The sequence below is a fragment of the Rhizobium lusitanum genome, assembly GCF_014189535.1.
GTDB classification, from domain to species: Bacteria; Pseudomonadota; Alphaproteobacteria; order Rhizobiales; family Rhizobiaceae; genus Rhizobium; species Rhizobium lusitanum_C.
In genome coordinates, this window is sequence record NZ_CP050307.1 from 783,400 (window position 1) to 805,861 (window position 22,462).

Consider the following 22,462-nt stretch of genomic DNA (forward strand, 5'->3'; position numbering starts at 1 on the left):
TGCAAGAACTTATGGGGAATGGAATGAATTGGCTTGAAAATCTCCGCCGCAGCTTCCTGGATTGGGATGCCATGGCGGAAGTGCTGCCGAGCATGATCACCGTTGGCCTGAAGAACACGCTGATCCTGGCCGCTGCCTCGACGGTGCTTGGTGTCATCATCGGGATGGTACTGGCCGTCATGGGCATCTCGCAATCACGCTGGTTGCGTCTGCCGGCGCGGATCTACACCGATATCTTCCGGGGTTTGCCGGCGATCGTGACGATCCTGATCATCGGCCAGGGCTTTGCCCGTATCGGACGCGAACTGTTCGGCCCCTCGCCATTTCCGCTCGGCATCATCGCGCTCAGCCTGATCGCTGGCGCCTATATCGGCGAGATCTTCCGTTCCGGCATTCAAAGCGTCGAGCGCGGCCAGATGGAAGCCTGCCGTGCGCTCAGCATGAGTTACGGGCAGGGAATGCGGCTGATCGTCATACCGCAAGGCGTGCGGCGCGTCCTGCCGGCGCTCGTCAATCAGTTCATCGGCAACGTCAAGGATTCGAGTCTTGTCTATTTCCTAGGGTTGCTTGCCTCGGAACGCGAGATTTTCCGCGTCGGCCAGGATCAGGCCGTGGTGACGGGAAACCTGTCGCCCCTGCTGCTTGCCGGCGTGTTCTATCTCGTCATCACCGTGCCGCTCACCCATTTCGTCAACTATATCGACACGAGGCTGCGGCTTGGAAGACAAGGTCGTGGCTCGGGGGCCGCAAGCGGTCTCGTTGAGGTGGGCGAATTGCGGGCTGCTTCCAATACCACCATTGGCAGCGAACCACGCTTCAAGGCGGGCGCCCTCAAGGTTCGCGATCTCAGCATGGCCTATGGCGATCTCGATGTGCTGAAGGGCGTTGATCTCGATATCGCTCCGGGGACGGTGACCTGCATCATCGGCCCGTCGGGTTCCGGCAAGTCTACGCTTCTACGGTGCCTGAACCGACTGGTCGAACCAAAGCGCGGCGACATTCTGCTTGATGGCGAGAGTATTCTGACAATGAAGCCGGAGAGCCTGCGTCGGCGCGTCGGCATGGTATTCCAGCACTTCAACCTCTTTCCCGATCACACCGCGCTCGAAAACGTCATGTTGTCGCTGATGAAGATCAAGAAGATGCCCAGAGCCGAGGCGCGGCGGATCGCTGAAGCTCGCCTTGCCGAAGTCGGTCTCGCCGAACGTAAGGATCATCGGCCGGCGGGCCTGTCGGGCGGGCAGCAGCAGCGTGTCGCCATCGCCCGCGCGCTGGCAATGGATCCCGAGGTCATCCTGTTCGATGAAGTAACGAGCGCGCTCGATCCGGAGCTGGTCAAGGGCGTTCTTGACCTGATGGCGAACCTTGGACAGCAAGGCATGACGATGGCCGTCGTGACCCACGAGATGGGTTTTGCCCGCAGGGTTGCCGATCAGGTCGTGTTCATGGATGAAGGCCGTATCATTGAAGCAGGTTCGCCGCAGCAAATTTTCGACAGTCCGCAAAGCGAGCGGTTAAAGCGCTTCCTCGCGGAAGTTCTTTGATGCCGCTCGACCATCACGGATTTTCACAACCAGACAACGTCAATAGATAAGGTTATCCAACATGCATGCTTTCACTCAGCCTTCGAAGGTCATCGTCGTTGGCGGCGGGATTTTCGGGGTCTCGACAGCGCTTCATCTGGCGCGGCTCGGTGTTCGCACCATCATCATCAATGACGGTCCGCTGGCGAACGGCGCCTCCGGCCGTTCGCTCGCCTGGCTCAATTCGGCGCGTAAGCGCTCGGATGCCTATCATCGGCTGCGTTTGGCCGGTATCGACCGCTATCGGACGCTGGCCGCCAAATATCCGGATGCGCGGTGGCTGCGGTTCGACGGCGGCTTGACCTGGGATGCGGACAACGACCGCAACGAGATTGCCGAGGTCTTCGAATATGAGCGCAATCTCGGCTACCACGCTCTACTGCTCACCCCGTCGAAGATTGCGGAGACGACGCCGGGCGTCGATGCCAGCACAGTGACGCCACAGGGCGGCAAGTTCAATCCCGGCGAGGGCTGGGTCGACCTGCCGTCGCTGATCGGTGTTCTCGCCGAGGAATTCAAGGCGCTGGGCGGCGAGATCGTCACTGAAGCCGGACGCGCGACCGTCAATGTCGAAGACGGCCGGGCTCGTGGCGTGTCGACGTCGAACGGCGTCCGCTGGGACGCCGATGCCGTCCTGCTCGCAGCCGGCGGCGCGGTGCCCGCGATCGTTGCCGAGGCGGGCCAGCACATTGCCGACGGAACGCCGATTGCGCTTCTCGTCAGGACAAAGCCGATCAAGCATCCATTGAAAGCCGTTTTGAACACGCCGCGTGTTGCTGTTCGACCGACGCCCGATGGCGGCTTTGCGCTCGATTCCGCCTGGTCTGAGGAGGAAGTCGGCGTTAATGCGGACGGAAGCTACGAGATCAAGCCTTCCACGCTCGAAGGCCTGCTTCGCGAAGCGTCGCAGGTGCTCGAGGGCAACCCGGTGCTCGAACTGGCGGATTATGGCGTCGGACCGAAACCTATTCCGGGCGACGGCGACCCGGTCTTCGGAGAGTTGCAGTCCATCCCCGGCTACTTCGTCGCTTTCAGCCACAGCGGCGCGACGCTTGGTCTGATCGCCGGCGAGTTGCTCGCCGATGAGATTGCTACCGGAAAGCGCCATCCGCTGCTGGCCAATTTCCGGCCGGAGCGTTTTTCGAAGTAGTTCATATAAGGTGGTATGGACCCCGCTGTTTCGGCGGGGACTTCGCTCAGTGGATCGAGCCGAGCAGAACGGGGATCGAGGCGAGATTGTCGACGAGAACCGTCACGGCATAGCAGGCGACAAGCAAATGCGCTGAAAAGGTCAGCACCGGCCGCCAGTCCTTGGCGGCCGAAGCCCGTTTGTAGGGCGGGGCGGCGCTCCTCCCGGTTTCAATGGGGATGTTCTCGAAGGTCTTTGCTCCGAACGCCAGCAAGCAGAGAATGTTGAAAATGATGAACTGGCGAGCGCCAGCGCCGATGAGGCAAAACATCCCGTCGCAGCCAAGACAGCCCGCCCAAAGATAGATGCGCCCCTGCGTCCCGAGTTGGCGCCTAACACCCGTCAGCCCATTCAGCATGTATTCCGGATCGTTTGATCCTGCATTGCGGGTTTGTTTCACATCTGGTCTCCGTGCCCGAATCCGGGTGGACACAAGGAAACCAGCTTTTGCGCGCGACATGTGTTGCATTGTATTGCGGCGTGTTTTTTTAGTTTGCTGCGGATAAGCCGCTATGGCGCGTTCCCGCCGTAACAAAACGTAACAAGATAAAACATTGCATTACATCGGAATCGCTATGTTGGCTCGTATTCCAACAAGAGGTCCCCGGATGCTTTCTGATTCGCTTTCATCCCATCGTCGGACGGACGTCCTGATATGTCTCGACAATCCTCAGGCCGCCACGAGCATCGGCTCGGTTCTGTCCGCACGAGGACTGTCGGTCGCAGCGATCTCGATGTCGGGAATGCAGAGCGAGTTCGACCCGAATGGCTGCCGTGTCGTGATAACGCATACGGCGATGATCGGTCAGGTGCGGACCCGTTTGAAGCTGCCGATCGTCAATGTCGAGGCTTTCATCTTTGAACGGCAGGACGGTTCTGACGCTGGTTCGCCAAAGCAATTTGACGGCACCGCCTTCGTGAAGCGCGTTCTGTCGGTCATGAGCGACGCTGAAAGACGGGCACCACAATAATGAGCACCGGTCGCCAACATGCGGAAACATCCGAAGGCATTTCCGTTCAGCCCCTGGCGGAACTGAGAGTTGCTGTCGTTTGGTTTCTGGAGGCCTCCGTTGCGGTGATCTTCGGCCTGTCGGGTGTCTTGAAGATATCGAAGCCGATCGAATATCTCGGCAGTCTTGGCATGGATTCCGTGATGACGCTGCCTGAATGGGCCGTTCGTGTTATTGGCTTCGCTGAACTGCTTTCGGCTGGCGCCTTGCTGGTGCCGGCCATGCTCGGTGTGCTTGTTGCGCTTGCGCCCCTTGCCTGCGTCGCGCTTCTGGTCGTGCAGGCCCTTGCCATCATCCTTGAGCTTTCGCTTGCCCACGGCGATTACGCGCTGACCATAAACATCGTCCTGCTCGGCTGCCTGACAGTGATCTCGTGGCACCGCTTTCAGCCATCTACGAAGTCTTGAGCGCCGCTGTTCGAAACATCATTTCCATCATGGCAGCCGCATCTGAGTGATCCGTTGAGGCGCTTGGGATGCTGCTCGGCACCCTCCTTTTGAACTTCAGTTTACGGTTGCGATGAGAAGAAGCCATGGAAGCAGGCGACGATGACAGTTGCCGAGGCGGCGCCAGGATCGACGTGACCCAGGGCGCGCTCGCCGAGCCTTGAGGAGCGCCCCTTCGTGGCCACCATATCTTTCGTTGCCAGCATCCCGGCTTCCGCTGCTGCCAGTGCTGCGGAAAAGCATTCTTCGAGGGGCATACCCTGTTCCCGAGCAGCCTGGCAGGCGGCGGCAGCAGGTGTCCAGGCGTCGACCATGGTCTTCTCCCCGACCTCGGCTTTGCCGCGATCCTGAATTCCCTTGGCAATCGCCGCGAAGGCAGCGACCATGTCGTCGGCGGTGAGCGACGGTTTGCCCTTGACTGCGGCTCCCGCGCGCATCAGGCCGGTTGCGTAAAGCGGTCCTGAGGAGGCGCCGACTGCGTTCAGGAAAGCCTTGGCTGCGGTGTTGAAGACCAGGGTGGGGTCTGCCGTTGCCGGATCCAGTTCGGCTGTTGCCTTTGCGGCTGCCGAAAAGCCGAGTTCCATGGCGATCCCGTGATCGGCATCGCCGATCGCGCCATCAAGCTCGCAAAGCCGGTCCCTTTCGCGCGTCATGGCCTGCGCAATGAGGGCGATGAGAGATTTCAAATCGTCGGCCGTGATCGTCGTCATCAGAGTACCTCGCCGGAACGGAACATCGCGCAGTCGCAGGGGTGGTCGATCAGCCGCTGCAATTCATCATCCAGATGCATCAGCGTGATCGAAGCGCCGGCCATTTCCAGCGACGTACAATAGTTCCCAACCAGCGACAGGTGGATATCCACGCCCAGCGTGTCGAGCGTCATCTTGACCTTGCGCATGATGATGTAGAGTTCCATCAGCGGCGTCGATCCGAGCGAATTGATCAGTACGGCCACGCGGTCGCCTTGCTTGGGCTGCATCTCGCCGAGGATCCTGTCGAGCAGTTCTGTGGTCACCTGATCGGCGGGTTTCAGCGGGCCACGGGCAACGCCGGGCTCGCCGTGAATGCCCATGCCGATCTCCATCTCGTCGTCGCCGAGCTGGAAGTTCGGCTTCAGCGTCTGCGGCAGGGAGCAGGGCGCGAGTGCAACGCCCATCGTATAGGTGCGGTCATTCGCCCATCGCGCGACCCGCTCCACCTCGTCCAGGCTGTACATCAGATCACAGGCGGCACCGGCGGCCTTGAAGACAAAGACGTTGCCGGCGACGCCGCGCCGACGGTCCCGCTGATCGATGGGGGCGGAGGCGACGTCGTCGGTTGTCAGCACGGTGCGGACCTCGATGTCATCCATGGTGAGCATTTCGGCTGCCATGTCGAAATTCATGACATCGCCGGCATAATTGCCGTAGGCGAACAGGACGCCGGCACCATTGTTGACCGCCTTGGCGCATTCGATGATCGGGTCCGGCGGCGGCGAGGCAAACACATTTCCAACCGCTGCCGCGTCGGCGAGCCCCTTGCCGACGAAACCCAGGAAGCTCGGCTCGTGCCCGGAGCCGCCGCCGATGACGAGGCCGACCTTGCCCGCGCGCGGGCCATGCTTTGCCACGATTGATCGCGGCGATCCCTCAATGGCGCGAAGGTGGTTGGGATGAGCCGCCAGCACGCCGACCAGCATTTCGTCCGCGGCCGCCGCACCGTCATTGATAAGCTTCTTCGTCTTCACGCCAGTCCTCCCGAGCATTGCGATTCTGAAGACTAAGATGCGCGTCTCGCGGGCTAGGTCAATCCGCCAAAACGATCGAACCGACGGCGTAGGGTCCAAGAGTGAGGCCATCGCCCGGAAGCTGGACAGCGGGGCGCAAGCGGCCAAGCTCGATCAACTGCGCCACGGGCGTCACGTTCACGAGCAGCAATTGTGGCGCGCCATGCGCTGGCTTGGCAATGAAGGCGAGGACTGCGGTCGGGTCGGAAGATATGCATTCCCGCCATGGACTGCCGGCGAGGCGGGCCAGCAGGGCAACCGTGTTAAAGATCGGGCGTCTGCCGCCGGCTGGAGACGGCTCATCCCTGCCGGCGATCAACCCGAAGGGGCCTGTCAGCGCTGAAAGCGTCAGGCATTCCAGACCGGCATCGAGCACCTTGGCTGCATAGCCAAGGGCGAAAGCTTCGGCGAAACGGCCATTGTGTCGGGGATCCGTATTCGCCATCGCAATACGGCGACCGTCGCGATTGTCCATGGTCCGGCTACCATAGGGGTTTTGCCGCATGGGAATGGTGGAGGGGCCGATGCGGTAGGGCTTGTCGCCGTAGATGGCGTGTACCGAGCGTGTGATGAACGGCAGCGCTTCCAGTGTCTGCATGACGCTGAGATCGTCGGAGGCATGCACGATCGGGTTGGTGCAATGGGTGATGAGATCGAGCGGTTCGGAGGGTACGCGCTTGCGATTGAGCTCGGTGAAGTAGCTGAGCATACCGCCGCCGAGGCGAGTGCCCGGAAAGGCGGCGCGAGCTGCCGTATAGACCTCCTCAAGCGGAGGGCACGCCGGCCATTGGCTGCCCGGAGGTGTCGATTGCCTGTCCACGGAAGGGGAAATGACAATCGCGTCCGGCCAGAACCCGGCCGTCTGCATCCAGATTGCGCACTCCATCGCTTCCGCCAGCGGCGATTGCTTGCACGGCAAGGCTATCTCCAGCGTCGATGTGCCGGCATTGAGCTGGGCAATGGCGTTGAACGCCTTAAACGCATCTGCGCCATGACCGGCATTCGGATCGAAGTGAAAAAGCAATTCCTGCGGCCCGATTTCCGCCAGGACATCGCGAGCCTCAAGCGTCGCCTGCGCCTCCTCGGGCGTGATCACGAGGCCGGTCGCCGGCATTGTCCCGCGCTTCGCTCCCTCCGTGATCGTGACGGCCCGGCTGCCCGGAGAGGCGGATTCTGGAGCGTTCAGTGTCTCTCGTTTGTCCTTTATGCCGAGAACGACGCGTTGCCTAACGGACTGGCCGGCCGGTATTTGATAGGGCCAGGGCAAAGCGAGAGGGCGAACATAGGTCTTGTAGGAGGCGTCCGACCAGTTGCGCTGGTCTTCCATCTCGAAGGTATCGCCCTCCATCCGGCATTCCGCCGTGACTTGCGGCATGACGGTATGCGTGATCGCCCGCATATCCTTAAAGGGCTGCCACGGCTCGATGAGATCGGGAAAGTGGGTATCGTCGCGATGGCCATCGACATGCTCCACCGAGACCGGTGTGCCGGCCACGCCGACAATCGGATGAAGGATGCAGAAGCCGCAGCGATTGGTCTCGAAGCCGGTTTCGGAGACCGCTTCCGCATCGAAGATCACAAGACCCCCGGCTTCAGCGGAAATATGAACGCGAATTTCGAGCATGGTGCCCTCGGAGCCGATGCAATGGGCGACGTAGCTCACCAAAAAGGCATCCTCGCCCTGATTGATCGTCAGCTCCGATAGCGATGGTGCATAGGTGCCCCAATCGCGGTCGCGCACCAGATAGGAGACGCCGCGTAGTACCTCGATACCGTCATAGGTGATTATGCGGAGATTGCCGTCCTTGAAGTCGACAGCGAGCCGGCCAGCAGTCAGTCGTACCGGCGGGGTTTCGGTTTCATACGTACCATAAAGCTGAAAAGGGTCGCTCTCGGCCGTCATCACAGCATCGCTCCGATGTCGACTGTCCTCCCATCGGCCGCACTCTGATAGGCGGCTTCGACAAGGGCGAAAGTCTTCATATTATCCGCGCCGGAGGTCGAGGTTTCACCGCCTGACGCGAGACGGTCTGTCCAGTGTTGCTGGATCGCCAGCACGCTTTCCTGGATGTTGTGCCAGGGGCGGGAGGCCCAGGAGAGCAACTGCGGCGACGCATCGGAGATAGTCGTGCCGTTCGGACCAGTCACCTCGAGACGATAGCCTTGCGAGAGCCGGATCGTTCCCTGTGTTCCGTCGATCTCTATCAACGTTTCGGGAAAGAGTTCCGTGCCGAGCTTGGTCGCGTAGCTGACATCGACGATCGATGTCGCGCCGTTCTGGTGGTCCAGCAGGATGGTGGCGACATCCTCGCCTTTGATCTTGTGATTAACCCGTTTGGTGCGGGCGGCGAGTGTCGCGACGTCACCAAGAATGAAGCGGGCGATGTCGAGCGTGTGAATGCCGAGATCCTCGATGATGAAGCGTTCGCCTTCCGCGAGATAAGGCTGGCCGGAAAAGACGTCGAAGCCGGAGCGGAAGGAAAAACGGCCCCAGAAAGGCTCGCCGATGGCGCCTGATTGCAGCACGCTCTTTATCGCCTGTATCGGCGTCTGCCAGCGAAAATTCTCATGCACCATCAGAGGTATGCCAGCGTTTTCGCAAGTACGGACCATCGCTTTGGCATCGCTCAAGGATTTTGCGAAGGGCTTCTGGCAAATGGCTGGAATTTTATACGTTGCCGCCATTTCCACCAATGCGCGGTGGCTTTGGACGGTCGTTGCGATATCGACGAAATCAAATCCGCCTTCGGCGAAAAGAGCTGCCGCGTCGCTGTAACGGCGCTCGATGCCGAATTGATCGCCGACGATCTTCAGCCGCTCCGGATCGCGGTCACAGATCGCGACGATCCCGGCGCCGTTGACGTCTTTCCACGCATGCATCTGATTGACCGCAAAGAAGCCGCAGCCGATGAGCGCACCCTTGAATTCCCCCATGTTCAGCCTGCCTTTGCCATTTGCATGAGCGTCACGCGCTGTTGCAGGCGGCGCTGCGCCTGGTCGACGACTACGGCAATGATGATAACCAGTCCCTTGATGACCATCTGCCAGAAGGACGAGACGCCCATCATCACCAGCCCATCGGAGAGGATGCCGATGACGAAGGCGCCGATAATGGTGCCGCCGATCGTTCCACGCCCGCCCGACATCGAGGTGCCGCCGAGGACGGCCGCTGCGATGGCGTTGAGCTCGAAGCTCTCGCCGGTCGCGGGATGTGCGGCCATCAGTTCCGACGAAATGATGATGCCGACGATGGCCGCGCAGAGGCCTGAGAACATATAGACGAAGATCTTCACCACATCGACGCGAATGCCCGACATGCGCGCGGCGCGCTCATTGCCGCCGACGGCAAAGATATGCCGGCCGATCGGCGTCGAGCGGGAGACATAGGCGGCGATCAGCGCGAGAAAGATGAGGATCCAGATGGAGACGGGAAGACCAAGCAGCCTGCCGGCACCGAAGACGTCGAAGCCCGTCGTGTCGAATTCCGGCCTGCCAACGAGGTTCGGAAAAGTCTGTCCGTCCGAGGACAGCAGCGCCAGACCTCGGGCGACGTAGAGTGTGCCAAGCGTCGCGATGAAAGGCGCGACGTTGAGCTTGGTGATCAGCAGCCCGTTGATGAGCCCGATCAGCAGCCCGACGGTGAGGGTGATCAGGATGATCTCGTATATGTTGAAATAGACGGTGTATCCGATCGGCAATGCGACGCCGTTGAGGATGAGGGCGCCCGCCACCATGCCGCACAGGCCGACGATCGAGCCGACCGAGAGGTCGATGCCACCGGTGATGATGACGAAGGTCATGCCCATTGCCAGGAAGGCGTTGAGCGCGACGTGCTTCGACATCAGGATCATGTTGGCGGTCGATGTGAAGTTCGGCGCGAAGATGGCGAAGAAGATGATGACGGCAAAGAGCGCGATGAAGGTTCTAAGCTTCATCAGCGTCAGGAGCGCAGAGCCGTTCGACCGCTTGGCCGCAAAAGAAGTGGAAGTATCTGCCGTCATGACGCGAGTTCCCTTGTATGTCCGTGTCCCTTGGCCGAAGCGGCGATGATGGCTTCTTCCGTGGCGTCGCTCCTGTCGAAGACGGCAACGAGCTTGCCGTTGCTCAAGACGGCGATGCGGTCGGAAAGCGCCATAACCTCTTCAAGGTCCGAGGTTGAAAACAGGATTGCCAGGCCCTTGCCGGCGAGCCTGCGCATGGTGCGGAAGACATCCGCCTTGGCACCGACGTCGATGCCCCGGCTCGGTTCGTCCATCAGAAGAACCTTGGGGTCGGTCATCAGCGCCTTGCCGATAACAACCTTCTGCTGGTTGCCGCCGGACATCGATGTCACCTCGAAATCCGGATTGGGCGCCTTGATGGAGAGATCACGGATCATGTCGTGCGTGGCCTGTTTTTCGGCGCCGGCATCGATGTGAAAGAAGCGGGCGAAGCGCCCGAGGCTCGCCAGCGTCAGGTTGCTGGCGATGGACAGCACCTGCACCAGCCCCTCGCGCTGCCGATCCTCCGGTATCAACGCCAGACCGCGCCGGATCCGACGGGTGGTATCGCGTTCGCGAATCTCGACGCCGTCGATGAAGATCTTGCCGGTCGAATGCATGTGCCGGCCCATGACGCATTCGAAGAATTCGCTGCGGCCGGCGCCCATCAATCCGTAAATGCCGAGAATCTCGCCAGCGCGAACGGAGAGCGAGACATGGTCGACGGCAAGGCCGCCGGTCGAACGCGGCAGGCTGATCTCCTCGGCGCGGAAGGCTTCCTTGCCGATCGTATGGCTCTCACCCTTGGCGAAATCCTTAGCATCTGATCCGATCATCGATCGGACGATCCATTTCGTATCGATATCGCGAACCATAGCCTGGCCGGTGATCTGCCCGTCGCGCAGCACTGTGATGTAATCGCCGATCCGCATCAGCTCTTCCAGCCGGTGCGAGATATAGACGATGGCCACACCTTGCGCTTTCAGCTCGGCGATCACCTTGAAGAGAATGTCGACTTCCGCCGCAGACAGCGCCGAAGTCGGCTCATCCATGATCAGGATCCGGGCGTTGAGCGAGATGGCCTTGGCGATTTCGACAAGCTGCTGTTGCCCGATCGGTAGATCCTCGATCATGGTCTCGGCATTGATGCCCGCATCCAGTCTCTTCAGGAACTCATTGGCCTTGACGATCTGCGCCTTGTGGTCGATGCCGAAGATGCCGCGCGTAATCTCACGCGTCGCAAAAATGTTTTCGGCCACCGACATGTTGGCGAAGAGGTTGAGCTCCTGGAAGATCATGCCGATGCCGCGTGCCTGTGCATCGGCCGGGCTGTCAAAATGAACGGCTTCGCCTTCGAGAACGATGCGGCCGAGGGTCGGCCGTTCGACGCCCGCGATGATCTTCATAAGCGTCGATTTGCCGGCGCCGTTTTCACCGACCAGCACATTGACCGCGCCGCGCCGCAGCTCGAGATTGGCGCGCTTGACTGCAACGATGCCCGAATAGACCTTCGATACGTCTTCCAGGCGAAGGATGATGTCGTCCTCAGTCGTTTCGCCCATGCTCATTGCCCCAACGCCAGTGCCGACGGGGTGATCAGCGGTAATTGGCCGGATGCGGGCAGCGGATACGCACCGGTCACAGTGACCGTCTTGCCCACAAGGCCATCGCGTGGCAGGGCCGCGAGGAAGGATGTGTTTGCCTTCTCGTTGAACGCCTTGCCGAATTGCGCCCATTCGATCTGGTTTCTGAATTCATTGAAGTCGAGGAAATCCAGCGCGTCGCGCAAGGCTGTACCACGGATGGCAGGACCGATCTGTACCTTCGCGTCGGCCTTGCCGTCGCCGTCCGCGTCGACGTCGAGGGTCGCGGCGCGAGAGGCGGTATCCGCGGCGACGATCTTGCCGCTGAGCTTGACCGCATAGGTCCAGGGCGATGAAGTCTGCTTGCGCGGATTTCCGTATTTTGCGCCGGCTTCGTCCGGATTGGATGCGACCGCCTGCAACACCACCTTGAAGTCGCCCGCGCGCTTCTCAAGGTCGGGAAGCACTTGCGATTGCCAGATTGCATCGACCTTGGTCGCGGGATCGAAAGCGGTCTTTGCCGCCTCCGCCGCCTTTTCCTCAGGTGTAGGTGTTTTAATGATCTTGCAGCCGGGCAGCGCTGCGACCAGCATGACGGCCACAACCGCGCCTCTGATCCTCAACATGCAATGCACCTCTATCTCACAGGAAAACATGTCCGGAGAGCGTGGAATTTCCACGCTCTCCGGACTGCTCGGTCCGCCATCAGTTCTTCAGTGCGAAGGTCTCAAGCTTGTCGGCATTATCGGCATTGATGAGGACGCAATCCATCAATTGCTTCTCGTCCTTCGGCACCGTCTTGTTCTTGATGTAGGCGTCGGCCTGTACGACCGCGATCTGGGCCTGGGCATAGGCCGGCTGCATCACAGTCGCCTTGATGCCACCCGCCTTGATCGAGTCGCGCACGTCATTGGAGCCATCGAAGCCGACGACGATCACGTCCTTGCGGCCGGCGGCCTGAAGAGCAGCGATCGCGCCCATCGCCATGGTGTCGTTGCCCGAGATTACGCCCTTAATGTCAGGGTTTGCCTGCAGGATGGTTTCCATCTTGGCGTAGGCTTCGGTCTGGCTCCAGTTCGCCGACTGTTTGGCGACCAGCTTCAGATCCGGATAGTCGTCGATGACGTCGTGATAGCCCTGCGAACGGATACCGGCATTGGTGTCGGCTTCGCGGCCGACGAGCTCGGCATAATTGCCCTTCTCGCCCATCAGCTTGACGAATTCCTGCGCGCCGAGCTGAGCGCCCTGGTAGTTGTTGGAAACGATCTGGGCAACGGCGATACCGGTGACGTTGATTTCGCGGTCGATCAGGAAGGAGGGGATGCCGGCATCCTTGGCCTTCTTGATGGCGGCAACCGTTGCATCGGCGCCGGCATTGTCGAGAATGATCGCCTTGGCGCCGCGACCGATCGCCGTGTCGATGACTTCGGATTGCTTGTTGGCGTCGTCGTCATGCGACATGACGAGCGTTTCGTAACCCAGTTCCTTCGCCTTGGCTTCGGCACCGACGGCTTCGGCCTTGAAGAACGGGTTGTCATGAGCTGGCGTGATGATGGCAATCAGATCTGCCGAGAAGGCAGGCATTGCTGTGCCCAATGCCAGAACGCCGGCAAAGGCAGCAAGAGTCAATTTGCGTGTCAGTTTCATGGTTTCCTCCCAGTTATGAAACAGGCCCTGTTCCCAGCAGGGCAGAAAAGGGAGGGGTGAACCCTCCCAGGATTTTGGTCAGGTGATGCGCTGAATGCTGTCTGCGATCTCTTTCGGTTCGAAGACCTTTTTCCAATCGTCGCGCATCAGCGCCGGAATGCCGAATTCGATGGCCTTGTTGCAGGCATCCGAAAACACGCCGTCGACTTCCTTGAAGATGACGGCCCCGAGAACGTTCATGTGGCCGAGCAGGAAGTCGCGGGCGGCCTCTTCCGGAACGCCGCGTGCAACGCATTCATCCATCGCCTGCCGCATCACAACGAGCAGCGATGCGCAAACGGTTTCCGACAGCCCCGGCTCGAGCATGGCCATCTGTTCGACCGTAACCCGGTGCGAACGCATGACCGGCGCCCAGATGACTTTGGCAACCTCCTCGCCGAGCGCATAGGCGCTTTCCGGTCCCTGCATCAAGGCCGAAACGATATGCTGCTTGGCGAACAGGCCGCCGAAGTGATCCTTCTTCGCCTGCATATCAGTTTCGTCATTGAAAATAGGGGGATGGCAGGGATGGGTAACAAAATAGGTGAGGTCATCACGCTTCGGCAGATGGCCAGCGAAGGGGGCGGCGGCATCGAGTGCTACGACCATCGTTCCCGGCTTCAATTTGTCGACAATCCCGGCGGCAACCTTGCCGATGGCGGTGTCGGGAACGGCGAGAATAACAACATCGGCGCCGTCGAGTGCGTCATCGGCCGGCACGCAGGATAGATCGAGATCGTTCTTCAACCGCGCCTTGCCGGCGTCGCTGACCTCGACATGACGGACATCGAAGCGCGAGCCTTTCAGGTTCTTGGCGAGCCGATATCCCATTTTTCCGCCGGCGCCGAAAAGAGCAATTACAGTCATGTTTTCTACCTCGTCTATTTAAAATCGTGGTACCGCAAGTGGTATGATGAGTCAATGATCACGCCATCTATTGGGTGGCGATATCTCGCGTTTTGCTACGCTTTTCGTCCATCTCGAATTTGAGAGAAATAATCGTCGGTGCCGACCTGCCCGCCCTTCAGTGCGATCTGCAACCCGTTGGTCGGCGCATAGCCGCCATGAGCAAGGCAAAGCGGTGACCCCGGTGTCTGCGGCAGCGGCAGCAGCGTCGTCAGGGCTTCCACGCGCAGCTCCTTCAGAGCATGGCTCGACGTGTCGCCGCCGGCGATGACGGCACGGGGGAGTCTTTCTTCCTCGACGATGCGGCGCAGGATGATGCCGAGAGCTTGTCCGAGCCGATGCCGGGCGCCGGGAACGCGGTCGATATCGCCGCCACGATCGGCCGAGGGGCCGAGCGCCGTATGCAGGATGACGCTGCGCCCGGCCTTCAGGCTGGCGACGCCGGTTTTGATTGCATTTTCAATTGCGCGATCGGCGCTTTCGCCAACCAGTGCGCGGGGATCGACATCAACGCCGTCGAAGTTGTCGGCCATAGCGCGTCGTATCTGCCGTTCGGTCGTCGGGGAAACGCTGCCAGACACCACGGCGAGGCGTCCAACCTTTCCCGGCAAGGCAAAATCCGGTCGTTCGCCGATCAGACCTTTGTCGCGCCATGCATTGAGTAGCGCATATTCCACGCCGGAGGAGCCGGCAACGAAGGGGCCGTTGTCGGTTTTCAGCCGCCAGAGTTGCTTGCCCGTCTCTGCCTGTGTTTCCCGACCGTCGACGTCCATGAGCAGGATGCCGGAGGCTCTGGTGGCGAGTGCGTCAAGCTGCTGGTCGGCATTATCAGCCGTTAGCGTCACCAGATCAGCGACGCTGACGGGCAGGGAAGTCTGCTTGCCGAGATGCCGTGCAAGGTCGGCTTCGTCCATCGGCGTGACCGGATGGCGGCTCATCACCGGATGACGGTCGATGCGGAAGACCTGGCCTTGATAGGCCGCAAAAAGGTGACCGAAGGCGGTGTAACGCTTGAGTTGCGGTGCGCCCACCACGACCGGCACGAAGGGCTGTTCAAACAGCTCCTTGCCGATCTCGATCGCCTTGCCGATATTGCCGATCCTTGGGCTGGAATCGAAAGTAGAGCAAACCTTGTAATGGCATATCGCAGCGCCGAGGCCCTTCAGCCACTCGAATGTTGGCACAAGATGCTGCTGCATCCATTCCGGAGTCTCGCTGCGGCTTGTTCCGGCAATGCCGATCGCCCGGCATTCCTTGAAGCGGTCCAGCATCTCGGTGCTGGGAATGCCCAGGAAGAGTACGGTCGGAACGCCGTTCGATGCCAGGGCCTCCATCACATCGGTGGAGCCGGTGAAATCGTCGCCGTAATAGCTGAGAAGAAGATCGCCCATCGTCCCTACGCGCCCTTGCCGTCGCTAAATTTTGCGATCGAAGCGGCGAGCTCCGGATGGTCCTTGGCATAGTCTGCAAGTGGGATATCGGCGACTGCCGCTTCCCAAGCCTGCTGGACCGCGCGCACGCCGGCGGCCGGCCCGGAGGGGTGGCTGACGATACCGCCGCCGCAGAGATAAAGCAGATCCGTGGTCCTGGCGGTTCGTTGATAGGTCTCCGGCGCCTGACCGCCCCACTGGCCGGAGCCGGCAACGGGAAGGGGGCAATCGGATGCATCGAACAGCGGCGTGCTGACGGCCTTGAAGGATTCGATGAAGCTTTCGTCCGGTTCCCAATATTTGACGCGGATGCCGTTGATCTGAAACTGATCGACGCCGAGCAGCCGCCAGAATTGCTGGTAGACCTTGAAATCCATGCCCGCGCCCGGATCGCGCGTCAGAACGTCCCAGCCGTTGCGATGGGCATGTAGCACCAGGCCCGAGCGCTTGCGAAGGAAGCTCATGCCACCGAAGCCGATGGAGTTGATGTTGACGACAGCGCAATTACCGCCGGCCTTCAGGACGAGATCATGGTTGCGCATCATCTCATCGGGATCGGCGTGGGAGATGCCGAAAGCATACATGACCTTCTTACCGGTCTTCTGCTCATGATCGAGAATTTTCGGCATGATCGCCGCGATACGCTCCTTGAGCGGCGAGTAGGCCGGACTCATGAGCTTTTCGTCGTCCTTGATGAAATCGACGCCGGAGCTGATGAGTTCGCCGACCAGTTCGGCCGTCTCGCCTGGGCGAAGGCCGAGCGCGGGCTTGACGATCGTACCGATGATCGGGCGACCCTCGACCCCCGTCAGGCGCTTGCTGCCGGCAACACCGAATTGCGGGCCGGGATGCGCGCCACGAAAGGCGTCGGGCAGCTTCATGTCGACGATACGGATGCCGGTCATGCCCTTGATCGAAAAGACGCCGCCGATGGCGATCGTCATCAGCGCCGAGAGATCGGTACCGATCGCGTCGAGCGGAAAGGCGATGTCGACGTCGGCGCGGCGAAGCGGTGCGTGACCTTCGGCGACTTCTGGCCATGTCGGTCGTTTCGCATCCTCAAGCTGGCGGATTTCCAGGACCCTTGCCGCCACCCGCGACTTCAGCTCTTCCGTCTCGCCGGGAACCGGCACGAAAGTGCCCGTCGACTGGTCGCTGGCGATCTTGTCGGCCATGGCCTCGATGCTGCCCGGCGTTTCGATGCGATAGGTGATGGTTATGCTCATGAAGTGCCGGCTGCTCCTCTCGCCAACGATTTTGTCGTGGCGTCAACTTGTGATCTGGTATAATGAGTATTCCAACTTGTGCAACGATTTTTTTGTTTGGGGGCGGTCGGCCATTCTGAACGGGCTTCCTCGACTCCATTTGACGTTGCATAAGGGAGGAAAGCCTTGAGCCAGCGAGATGTCATGAGCCAACCAATCGAACAGATCGTCCGTCGGAAGCTGTCTGACGAGGTATTCGACCGGCTAGAGCGGTTGATTACATCGGGAGAACTCAAGCCCGGCGATGAAATGCCGTCCGAGCGCGTGCTGATGGAACGCTTCGGCGTCGGTCGCCCAGCGATCCGCGAGGCGATGCAGTCTCTCGCCAATATGGGATTGGTGAACATCTCGCATGGTGAACGGGCGAAGGTGCTTCAGCTCACGGCGAAATCGATTTTCCGGCAGGTGGATCTGACCGCGAAGATCATGCTGTCCCAGTCTTCGGACTCTCTCGAACAGTTGAAAAGCGCACGCATATTCTTCGAGCGCGGTATGGCCCGTGAGGCCGCTCAACGCGCCACTGAAAAAGACATCGCTGATCTCAAGGATATTATCGAACGGCAGCGCCAGTCGCTGGGGCATGCGGAAGAGTTTATTTCGGCTGACATGCAGTTTCACACGCGCATCGCGCAGATTTCCGGAAACCCGATCTTCGCTGCCGTCAGCGAGGCGATGCTGGCCTGGCTCAAGACCTATCATACGGATCTACTCATCTGGACGGGCAAGGAAAAGTTCACGCTCGTCGAACATGAGGAAATATTGGAGCGGCTTTCCACCCATGACGCCGATGGCGCCGAGGCGGCCGTGATGAAACATCTGGAAAGGTCGCGCGCGCTCTACAGCAAATAGCGGACGCTTCTCCTTTTGCGTCACGCCCTGTCCGACGCTCGTTTTTCAGCGCCGGTTCATTTTCATATCATACCTCATGAGTCCGGCTGCCCAGACATCGGAGAAAGAGGTGCGTGATGGTTAGATTCATTCATCGGAACATGGCGCTCGTCGTGGCGCCGATCATGACGGCAATTGCCATAGTGTCGTACAATGTGCTGAACCTTTTGGTGAGGCATCACCATACAGCAATGCACGACATCTACCACGTTGTCGGTGCACTCTTTGTCTTCGGCGCCTTTTACGGCGTGATTCGTTACATGCAGGCTTTGCCTGACGAAGACGAATAGAATTCAAAGAACCACCGGAGCGGAGCCTCATCACAATCGGCTGGGGCCGTTGCCTGATCTTCGGCCCCCATCCCAATGATCATCTTTGCAGCATGGATATATTGCGCCGTTCAGGCTTCGCGGCCCGAACGAATAACCAAGGATATTGATACGTGGCTGATGTTTGTACGCAGGGTGTGGATACGGGGTTTGTTGCCCTGGGCTATGCGAAGATCGCACTTCTTGGTGTTGTGCAGGGTCTGACCGAACTGCTGCCAGTTTCCTCCACCGCCCATATGCGACTTGTCCCGGCTCTGCTCGGCTGGCAGGATCCCGGTTCGGCATTCTCGGCGGCTATGCAGCTTGCAGCGCTCGCCGCGATCATCTCCTATTTCTGGAGTGACGTTCGCTACGTGACCTTTGGCTCGATCGATGCGATCCGGCAGAGGGATTGGCGGTCGCCCGCGATACGGCTCGCGATTGCCATTGTCATCGCGACGATCCCAATCGGCGTCGCCGGCTTGCTGCTATCGTCGTCCCTGAATGCCTGCGGCACCTCTCTCCGCAGCCTCTGGGTTATCGGGATCGCCTGTCTCGTCATGGGCCTTCTTCTGGCCGCCGCGGAACTCTACAGCCGGCACAGGAAGGACATGGAGCAAATGACCTTGCTCGATGCGCTGTTTGTCGGCATCACCCAGGTCGGCGCTCTCATCCCCGGCGTATCGCGCTCCGGCTCGACGCTGACTGGAGCGTTGTTTCTTGGCTTGAAGCGCGAAGAGGCCGCCCGGTTCTCTTTTCTGCTCGGGCTGCCGGCAATCGCCTTGGCCGGACTAAAGGAACTGTTGACGCTGTATAAGGCGCATATTCCGATGGAGGCATGGTCGGTGCTGCTCGTCGGGCTGCTCGTCGGCTGCATCTCGTCCTTCGTGGCGATCTGGGGCCTGATGCGTTTCCTGGAGCGGTTCTCCACCTGGCCCTTCGTGATCTATCGCGTCGTGCTGGGCGTCGTCATCCTCTTTGGCGTGTTTGCCTTGGGCTGGAGCTAAGCGGGCTCTTTTGCGCTATTCGACCGGTTCGCCGCCTGCTATGTGGCCCAACAGATAAGACATAGCGACGGGATCAAGACGATGGAAGTAAGAGACAGCAACGGAGCAGTGCTTGCCGACGGCGACAACGTGACCCTGATCAAGGATCTGAAGGTCAAGGGGACGTCTGTGACCTTGAAGCGCGGTACGCTAATCAAGGGCATCCGTCTCACCGGCAACGAAGACGAGATCGAATGCCGAGCTGAGAAGATCAAGGATCTGGTTCTCAGAACTGAGTTTCTGAAGAAGGCATGATGTGGTGCCATTGCCATTTTCGTAGAAACGGCAATGGCTTGCAGATGACGGTGACAGCGAAGCTTTAGTGACGCTACCCGAAGACCAGCCCGCCATCCACGATCAGGTTCTGGCCGGTTACCGCTCGCGCCCAGGGGCTTGCGAAAAAGAGGACGGCATCCGCGGCCTCTTCCGGTGTCGTTACACGGCGCAAGGGTGTGTTGGCGGCAATGAGATCGAACACAGCTTCCGGCGTGGCGCTGCTGGCATCGGTGGTGCGGAGCAGGCCACCCGACACCATGTTGACCGTAATGCCCTGTGGCCCGAGTTCGGCGGCGGCCGTTCGTGTCAGTGAGAGCAGGGCAGCCTTGGCGGCTGTGTAGTCATGATAGGGCACGACAGGGTTCTGGAAGAGGTTTGTGCCGATGGTGACGACGCGGCCGAAGCCAGCTTTCGCCATGGAAGGGCGCGCGGCCTGAATGAGATTGAGCGCACCTTGCAGGGCGGTGTCGAGTTGCGCGGCTACTGCCGTCCAGCTCAATGCATCAAGCTTCGGGCGGGCATCGCCGTTGAAGCTGAAATCGGCAAGCGCATTGTGGACGATTGTCGTCGGTGCGCCGAAATGGGCGGTGACTTCTTCCACCAGCCTTTCCGTTTCGTCTCGGCTGCGGATATCCGCCTGAAACGCTTGGGCATGGTCGCCGAGCCGGGCGGCAAGCGCCTCGGCGGGCTCGCGGCTGGTGCGATAATTGATGGCGACCTTCGCACCTTCGCGGGCGAAGGCTGCTGCGATCGCAGCGCCGAAGCCACGGCCGGCGCCGGAGACGATGACGATCTGCTGGTTAAGAGGCAGGCTCATTTCGGTTGTCCTTCTGTGTCTGGCCATAGCGCGTGAAAATGCTGAACCGGCCCGTGGCCGCTACCAACCGAAAGCGTTCCGGCCGCGGCAACGGCGCCTGCGAGGTACTGCTTGGCGGTGGCGACGGCTTCCGTCAGCGTCGCGCCCTTGGCGATCTCGGCGGCCAGGGCACTCGAGAGGGTGCAGCCGGTTCCGTGCGTGTTCTTGGTCGGAACGCGGCTGGCTTCGAACCACATCAGGCCTTCCGGACTTGCCAGCACATCAGGGCTTTCATCGCTATCGAGATGTCCTCCCTTGATCAGAACGGCCAGTGGCCCGAGTTTTGCCAGAGCTTGTGCCTGCCGCGCCATCGTCTCGCGATCTTCGGCGACCGGTTCGTGCAGAAGAGCCGCCGCCTCGGGCAAATTGGGTGTCAGCAGCGTTGCGAGCGGAAGAAGCCGCTGGGTCAGAATGTTAACGGCGTCGGCGGCGAGCAGCGCGGCACCTCCCTTGGCAATCATCACCGGATCAAGGACGATCGGAATGCCTCGATGCGGGGCGAGTGCCTCAACGACGGCCTCTGCGATGCCCGCATTCGCGATCATGCCGATCTTTACGGCGTCAACGCGGATATCGGCAAAGATCGCCTCGATCTGATCGGCGACGAATTGCGGCGGGACAGGATGAACGCAGGACACACCTTGGGTGTTCTGGGCCGTCAACGCAGTCAGCACCGCCATCCCATAGACGCCGCGTGCCGAAAACGCCTTCAGATCCGCCTGGATACCGGCGCCGCCGGACGGGTCGGAGCCGGCGATGGAAAGAACGTTGCGGATCATTGGCGTGCCTCCCTGATAGCTCTCGCGATTTCGGCGGCTGCGGCCTGCGGATCCGAGGTGCCGCAGATGGCGGAAACGAGGGCGATGCCGTCAGCACCGGCCAAAAGGGCGTCTGCCGCATGCACGGCCTTCAAGCCGCCAATCGCAACGGACGGAACGGGGCAGAGATCGATCATGCGGGCAAGGCCTGCAAAACCGATCGGCTGCTTGTGGTCGGGCTTTGTCGGTGTCGCGAAAACGGGACCGATCCCGGCATAGTCCACGAGGTCAGGATCAATGGCGGCAGCAAGCGCCTCTGTTTCCACCGAAAGGCCGAGGATCATATCGGGGCCGATCAGTCGGCGGGCGGTAAGGGCGTCCATGTCGTCCTGGCCGATATGCAAGCCGTCGGCGCCGATCGCGATTGCCGCCTCGATGTCGTCGTTGACGATAAGGCGCGCGCCGGTGCCCGCCAGAGCCTGCTTCAGCACGAGGCCGGTTTCGATCATGCTTGCGGTCGAAGCTTGCTTGTCGCGCAGTTGCACGATGGTGGCGCCACCGGCGACTGCGGCGCGTGCGGTTTCCACCATGCCGATACCGGCGCAGAGCACCGGGTCGAGCACGAGGTAAAGAGAGAGATCGAAGTGCTTCATAGCGAGATGATCCTAGCTTCGCTGTCGATCGCCTTTTCATCGAGCCCGGCCAGTGTATCGAGGAAACGCCATGAAAACGAACCGGGTCCGTCAGCTTCGCGGCCTGCTTGCTCGCCCGCCACTGCGAAGACGGCCAGTGCCGCGACCGTTGCGGCGAACGGTTGATCCGGTCTTGTCGCCGCGAAGGCGCCAACGAGGCAGGTCAGCGAGCAACCAAGCGCGGTCACCTGCGGCATGAGCGGCGAGCCGCCCTCTATGCGGCTGGCCTTGTTTCCGTCGGTGACGAAATCCGTGGCGCCGGTGACTGCAACGACCGTGTGATGCTTTTGGGCAAGCAGGACGGCGGCTTCCTCTGCCAGTTCGACAGGATCCCGGCTATCAACGCCCTGGCCACGGCTGGTGCCGCCGGCAAGCGCAATGATTTCCGAGGCATTGCCCCGAATGACCGTCGGATGCAGATCCAGCAACCCGGCGACTGCCTTTCGCCGGAAGGACGTGGCGTAGTGGGCGACGGGATCGAGAACCCAAGGCTTGCCCGCTTTGTTTGCCGCCTGCGCCGCTGATGTCATGCCGGCGAGCCAGCCGCTGGAAAGCGTGCCGATATTGATCGTCAACGCGCCGGAGATGGCGGCGAATTCGCCGGCTTCCTCCTCCGCATGCACCATCGCGGGAGAGGCACCGGCGGCGAGCATCACATTGGCGGCGATGTTCATCGCGACGAAATTGGTGATGCATTGCACCAGCGGCGGGTTTGCCCGCATGGCCGTTAACAGAGTGCCGGGAGTGGTCGGGTCTTGCATGTCGCCCTTTCGGGCGGGGCGAGACGCGAAGGGA

The 22,462-nt window shown here is 60.7% G+C and carries 24 protein-coding genes; 8 read left to right on the plus strand and 16 right to left on the minus strand.

From position 1 onward, the window contains the following. Positions 1-23: 23 nt before the first annotated feature. A complete protein-coding gene (locus HB780_RS06650) occupies positions 24-1,544 on the plus strand; it encodes an amino acid ABC transporter permease/ATP-binding protein (RefSeq protein ID WP_183689242.1) in 1,521 nt (506 codons plus the stop codon). 61 nt (positions 1,545-1,605) lie between these two features. Continuing rightward, complete coding sequence (locus HB780_RS06655) at positions 1,606-2,733, plus strand: NAD(P)/FAD-dependent oxidoreductase (protein WP_183689243.1); 1,128 nt, start codon at positions 1,606-1,608, stop codon at positions 2,731-2,733. Between the two features lie 46 nt (positions 2,734-2,779). Here the strand turns inward: HB780_RS06655 and HB780_RS06660 are convergent, their stop codons facing one another. Then, complete coding sequence (locus tag HB780_RS06660) at positions 2,780-3,172, minus strand: hypothetical protein (RefSeq protein ID WP_183689244.1); 393 nt, start codon at positions 3,170-3,172, stop codon at positions 2,780-2,782. Between the two features lie 208 nt (positions 3,173-3,380). Between HB780_RS06660 and HB780_RS06665 the strand changes: the two genes are divergently transcribed. Continuing rightward, on the plus strand, positions 3,381-3,743 hold the full coding sequence (locus tag HB780_RS06665; protein ID WP_183689245.1) for a hypothetical protein: 363 nt from the start codon (positions 3,381-3,383) through the stop codon (positions 3,741-3,743). Then, on the plus strand, positions 3,743-4,189 hold the full coding sequence (locus tag HB780_RS06670) for a DoxX family protein (RefSeq protein ID WP_183689246.1): 447 nt from the start codon (positions 3,743-3,745) through the stop codon (positions 4,187-4,189). The genes HB780_RS06665 and HB780_RS06670 overlap by 1 nt, the downstream gene beginning before the upstream one ends. A gap of 101 nt (positions 4,190-4,290) precedes the next feature. On the opposite strand, the gene dhaL is transcribed toward HB780_RS06670, so the two are convergent. The 11 genes from dhaL to oiaX all read right to left on the minus strand — a co-directional run bounded on the left by dhaL (position 4,291) and on the right by oiaX (position 16,804). Further along, positions 4,291-4,938 carry a dihydroxyacetone kinase subunit DhaL gene (gene dhaL / locus HB780_RS06675; protein WP_183689247.1) on the minus strand — a complete coding sequence of 216 codons (648 nt, stop codon included), beginning with the start codon at positions 4,936-4,938 and terminating at the stop codon, positions 4,291-4,293. Then, on the minus strand, positions 4,938-5,954 hold the full coding sequence (locus HB780_RS06680; RefSeq protein ID WP_183689248.1) for a dihydroxyacetone kinase subunit DhaK: 1,017 nt from the start codon (positions 5,952-5,954) through the stop codon (positions 4,938-4,940). The genes dhaL and HB780_RS06680 overlap by 1 nt, the downstream gene beginning before the upstream one ends. Before the next feature lie 58 nt (positions 5,955-6,012). Beyond that, on the minus strand, positions 6,013-7,896 hold the full coding sequence (gene apnL, locus HB780_RS06685; RefSeq protein WP_183689249.1) for a D-apionate lactonase: 1,884 nt from the start codon (positions 7,894-7,896) through the stop codon (positions 6,013-6,015). Beyond that, on the minus strand, positions 7,896-8,927 hold the full coding sequence (locus HB780_RS06690; RefSeq protein WP_183689250.1) for a Gfo/Idh/MocA family protein: 1,032 nt from the start codon (positions 8,925-8,927) through the stop codon (positions 7,896-7,898). The genes apnL and HB780_RS06690 overlap by 1 nt, the downstream gene beginning before the upstream one ends. Positions 8,928-8,929: 2 nt before the next feature. After that, positions 8,930-9,994, minus strand: a complete 1,065-nt coding sequence (locus tag HB780_RS06695; protein WP_183689251.1) for an ABC transporter permease — start codon at positions 9,992-9,994, stop codon at positions 8,930-8,932. Further along, positions 9,991-11,541 carry a sugar ABC transporter ATP-binding protein gene (locus HB780_RS06700; RefSeq protein WP_183689252.1) on the minus strand — a complete coding sequence of 517 codons (1,551 nt, stop codon included), beginning with the start codon at positions 11,539-11,541 and terminating at the stop codon, positions 9,991-9,993. The genes HB780_RS06695 and HB780_RS06700 overlap by 4 nt, the downstream gene beginning before the upstream one ends. Continuing rightward, complete coding sequence (locus HB780_RS06705; RefSeq protein WP_183689253.1) at positions 11,538-12,182, minus strand: DUF2291 family protein; 645 nt, start codon at positions 12,180-12,182, stop codon at positions 11,538-11,540. Before HB780_RS06705 ends, HB780_RS06700 begins: the two co-directional genes overlap by 4 nt. 79 nt (positions 12,183-12,261) lie before the next feature. After that, complete coding sequence (locus HB780_RS06710; protein WP_183689254.1) at positions 12,262-13,203, minus strand: D-ribose ABC transporter substrate-binding protein; 942 nt, start codon at positions 13,201-13,203, stop codon at positions 12,262-12,264. Positions 13,204-13,281: 78 nt separating this feature from the next. Further along, the gene (locus HB780_RS06715; protein ID WP_183689255.1) at positions 13,282-14,109 is read right to left on the minus strand and encodes a phosphogluconate dehydrogenase C-terminal domain-containing protein; all 828 of its coding nucleotides are present in this window, start codon (positions 14,107-14,109) and stop codon (positions 13,282-13,284) included. A 95-nt stretch (positions 14,110-14,204) separates the two neighbouring features. Next, positions 14,205-15,539, minus strand: coding sequence for a four-carbon acid sugar kinase family protein (locus HB780_RS06720; RefSeq protein ID WP_183689256.1), 1,335 nt, complete (start codon positions 15,537-15,539; stop codon positions 14,205-14,207). Positions 15,540-15,544: 5 nt separating this feature from the next. Beyond that, positions 15,545-16,804 carry a 3-oxo-isoapionate-4-phosphate decarboxylase OiaX gene (gene oiaX, locus HB780_RS06725; RefSeq protein ID WP_183689257.1) on the minus strand — a complete coding sequence of 420 codons (1,260 nt, stop codon included), beginning with the start codon at positions 16,802-16,804 and terminating at the stop codon, positions 15,545-15,547. A 183-nt stretch (positions 16,805-16,987) separates the two neighbouring features. Here oiaX and HB780_RS06730 point away from each other — a divergent pair, with 183 nt between their 5' ends. The 4 genes from HB780_RS06730 to HB780_RS06745 all read left to right on the plus strand — a co-directional run bounded on the left by HB780_RS06730 (position 16,988) and on the right by HB780_RS06745 (position 19,340). Then, positions 16,988-17,692, plus strand: a complete 705-nt coding sequence (locus HB780_RS06730; RefSeq protein ID WP_183689258.1) for a transcriptional regulator NanR — start codon at positions 16,988-16,990, stop codon at positions 17,690-17,692. 116 nt (positions 17,693-17,808) lie between these two features. Then, positions 17,809-18,021, plus strand: coding sequence for a hypothetical protein (locus tag HB780_RS06735; protein ID WP_183689259.1), 213 nt, complete (start codon positions 17,809-17,811; stop codon positions 18,019-18,021). Positions 18,022-18,173: 152 nt separating this feature from the next. Then, positions 18,174-19,046 (plus strand): undecaprenyl-diphosphate phosphatase, encoded by an 873-nt coding sequence (locus HB780_RS06740; protein ID WP_183689260.1) that lies wholly within the window; start codon positions 18,174-18,176, stop codon positions 19,044-19,046. Positions 19,047-19,127: 81 nt separating this feature from the next. After that, the gene (locus HB780_RS06745; RefSeq protein WP_183689261.1) at positions 19,128-19,340 is read left to right on the plus strand and encodes an alkylphosphonate utilization protein; all 213 of its coding nucleotides are present in this window, start codon (positions 19,128-19,130) and stop codon (positions 19,338-19,340) included. 73 nt (positions 19,341-19,413) lie between these two features. Here the strand turns inward: HB780_RS06745 and HB780_RS06750 are convergent, their stop codons facing one another. Genes HB780_RS06750 through thiM form a run of 4 tightly spaced genes read right to left on the minus strand, consistent with a single transcriptional unit; the run spans position 19,414 to position 22,428 of the window. Beyond that, positions 19,414-20,178 (minus strand): 3-oxoacyl-ACP reductase, encoded by a 765-nt coding sequence (locus HB780_RS06750; RefSeq protein WP_183689262.1) that lies wholly within the window; start codon positions 20,176-20,178, stop codon positions 19,414-19,416. Beyond that, positions 20,175-20,996 (minus strand): bifunctional hydroxymethylpyrimidine kinase/phosphomethylpyrimidine kinase, encoded by an 822-nt coding sequence (thiD, locus tag HB780_RS06755; RefSeq protein WP_183689263.1) that lies wholly within the window; start codon positions 20,994-20,996, stop codon positions 20,175-20,177. The genes HB780_RS06750 and thiD overlap by 4 nt, the downstream gene beginning before the upstream one ends. Then, positions 20,993-21,628: a thiamine phosphate synthase gene (gene thiE / locus HB780_RS06760; protein ID WP_183689264.1), complete on the minus strand. Its 636-nt coding sequence runs from the start codon at positions 21,626-21,628 to the stop codon at positions 20,993-20,995. The genes thiD and thiE overlap by 4 nt, the downstream gene beginning before the upstream one ends. Beyond that, positions 21,625-22,428, minus strand: a complete 804-nt coding sequence (thiM, locus tag HB780_RS06765) for a hydroxyethylthiazole kinase (RefSeq protein ID WP_183689265.1) — start codon at positions 22,426-22,428, stop codon at positions 21,625-21,627. The genes thiE and thiM overlap by 4 nt, the downstream gene beginning before the upstream one ends. Positions 22,429-22,462 lie beyond the last annotated feature (34 nt).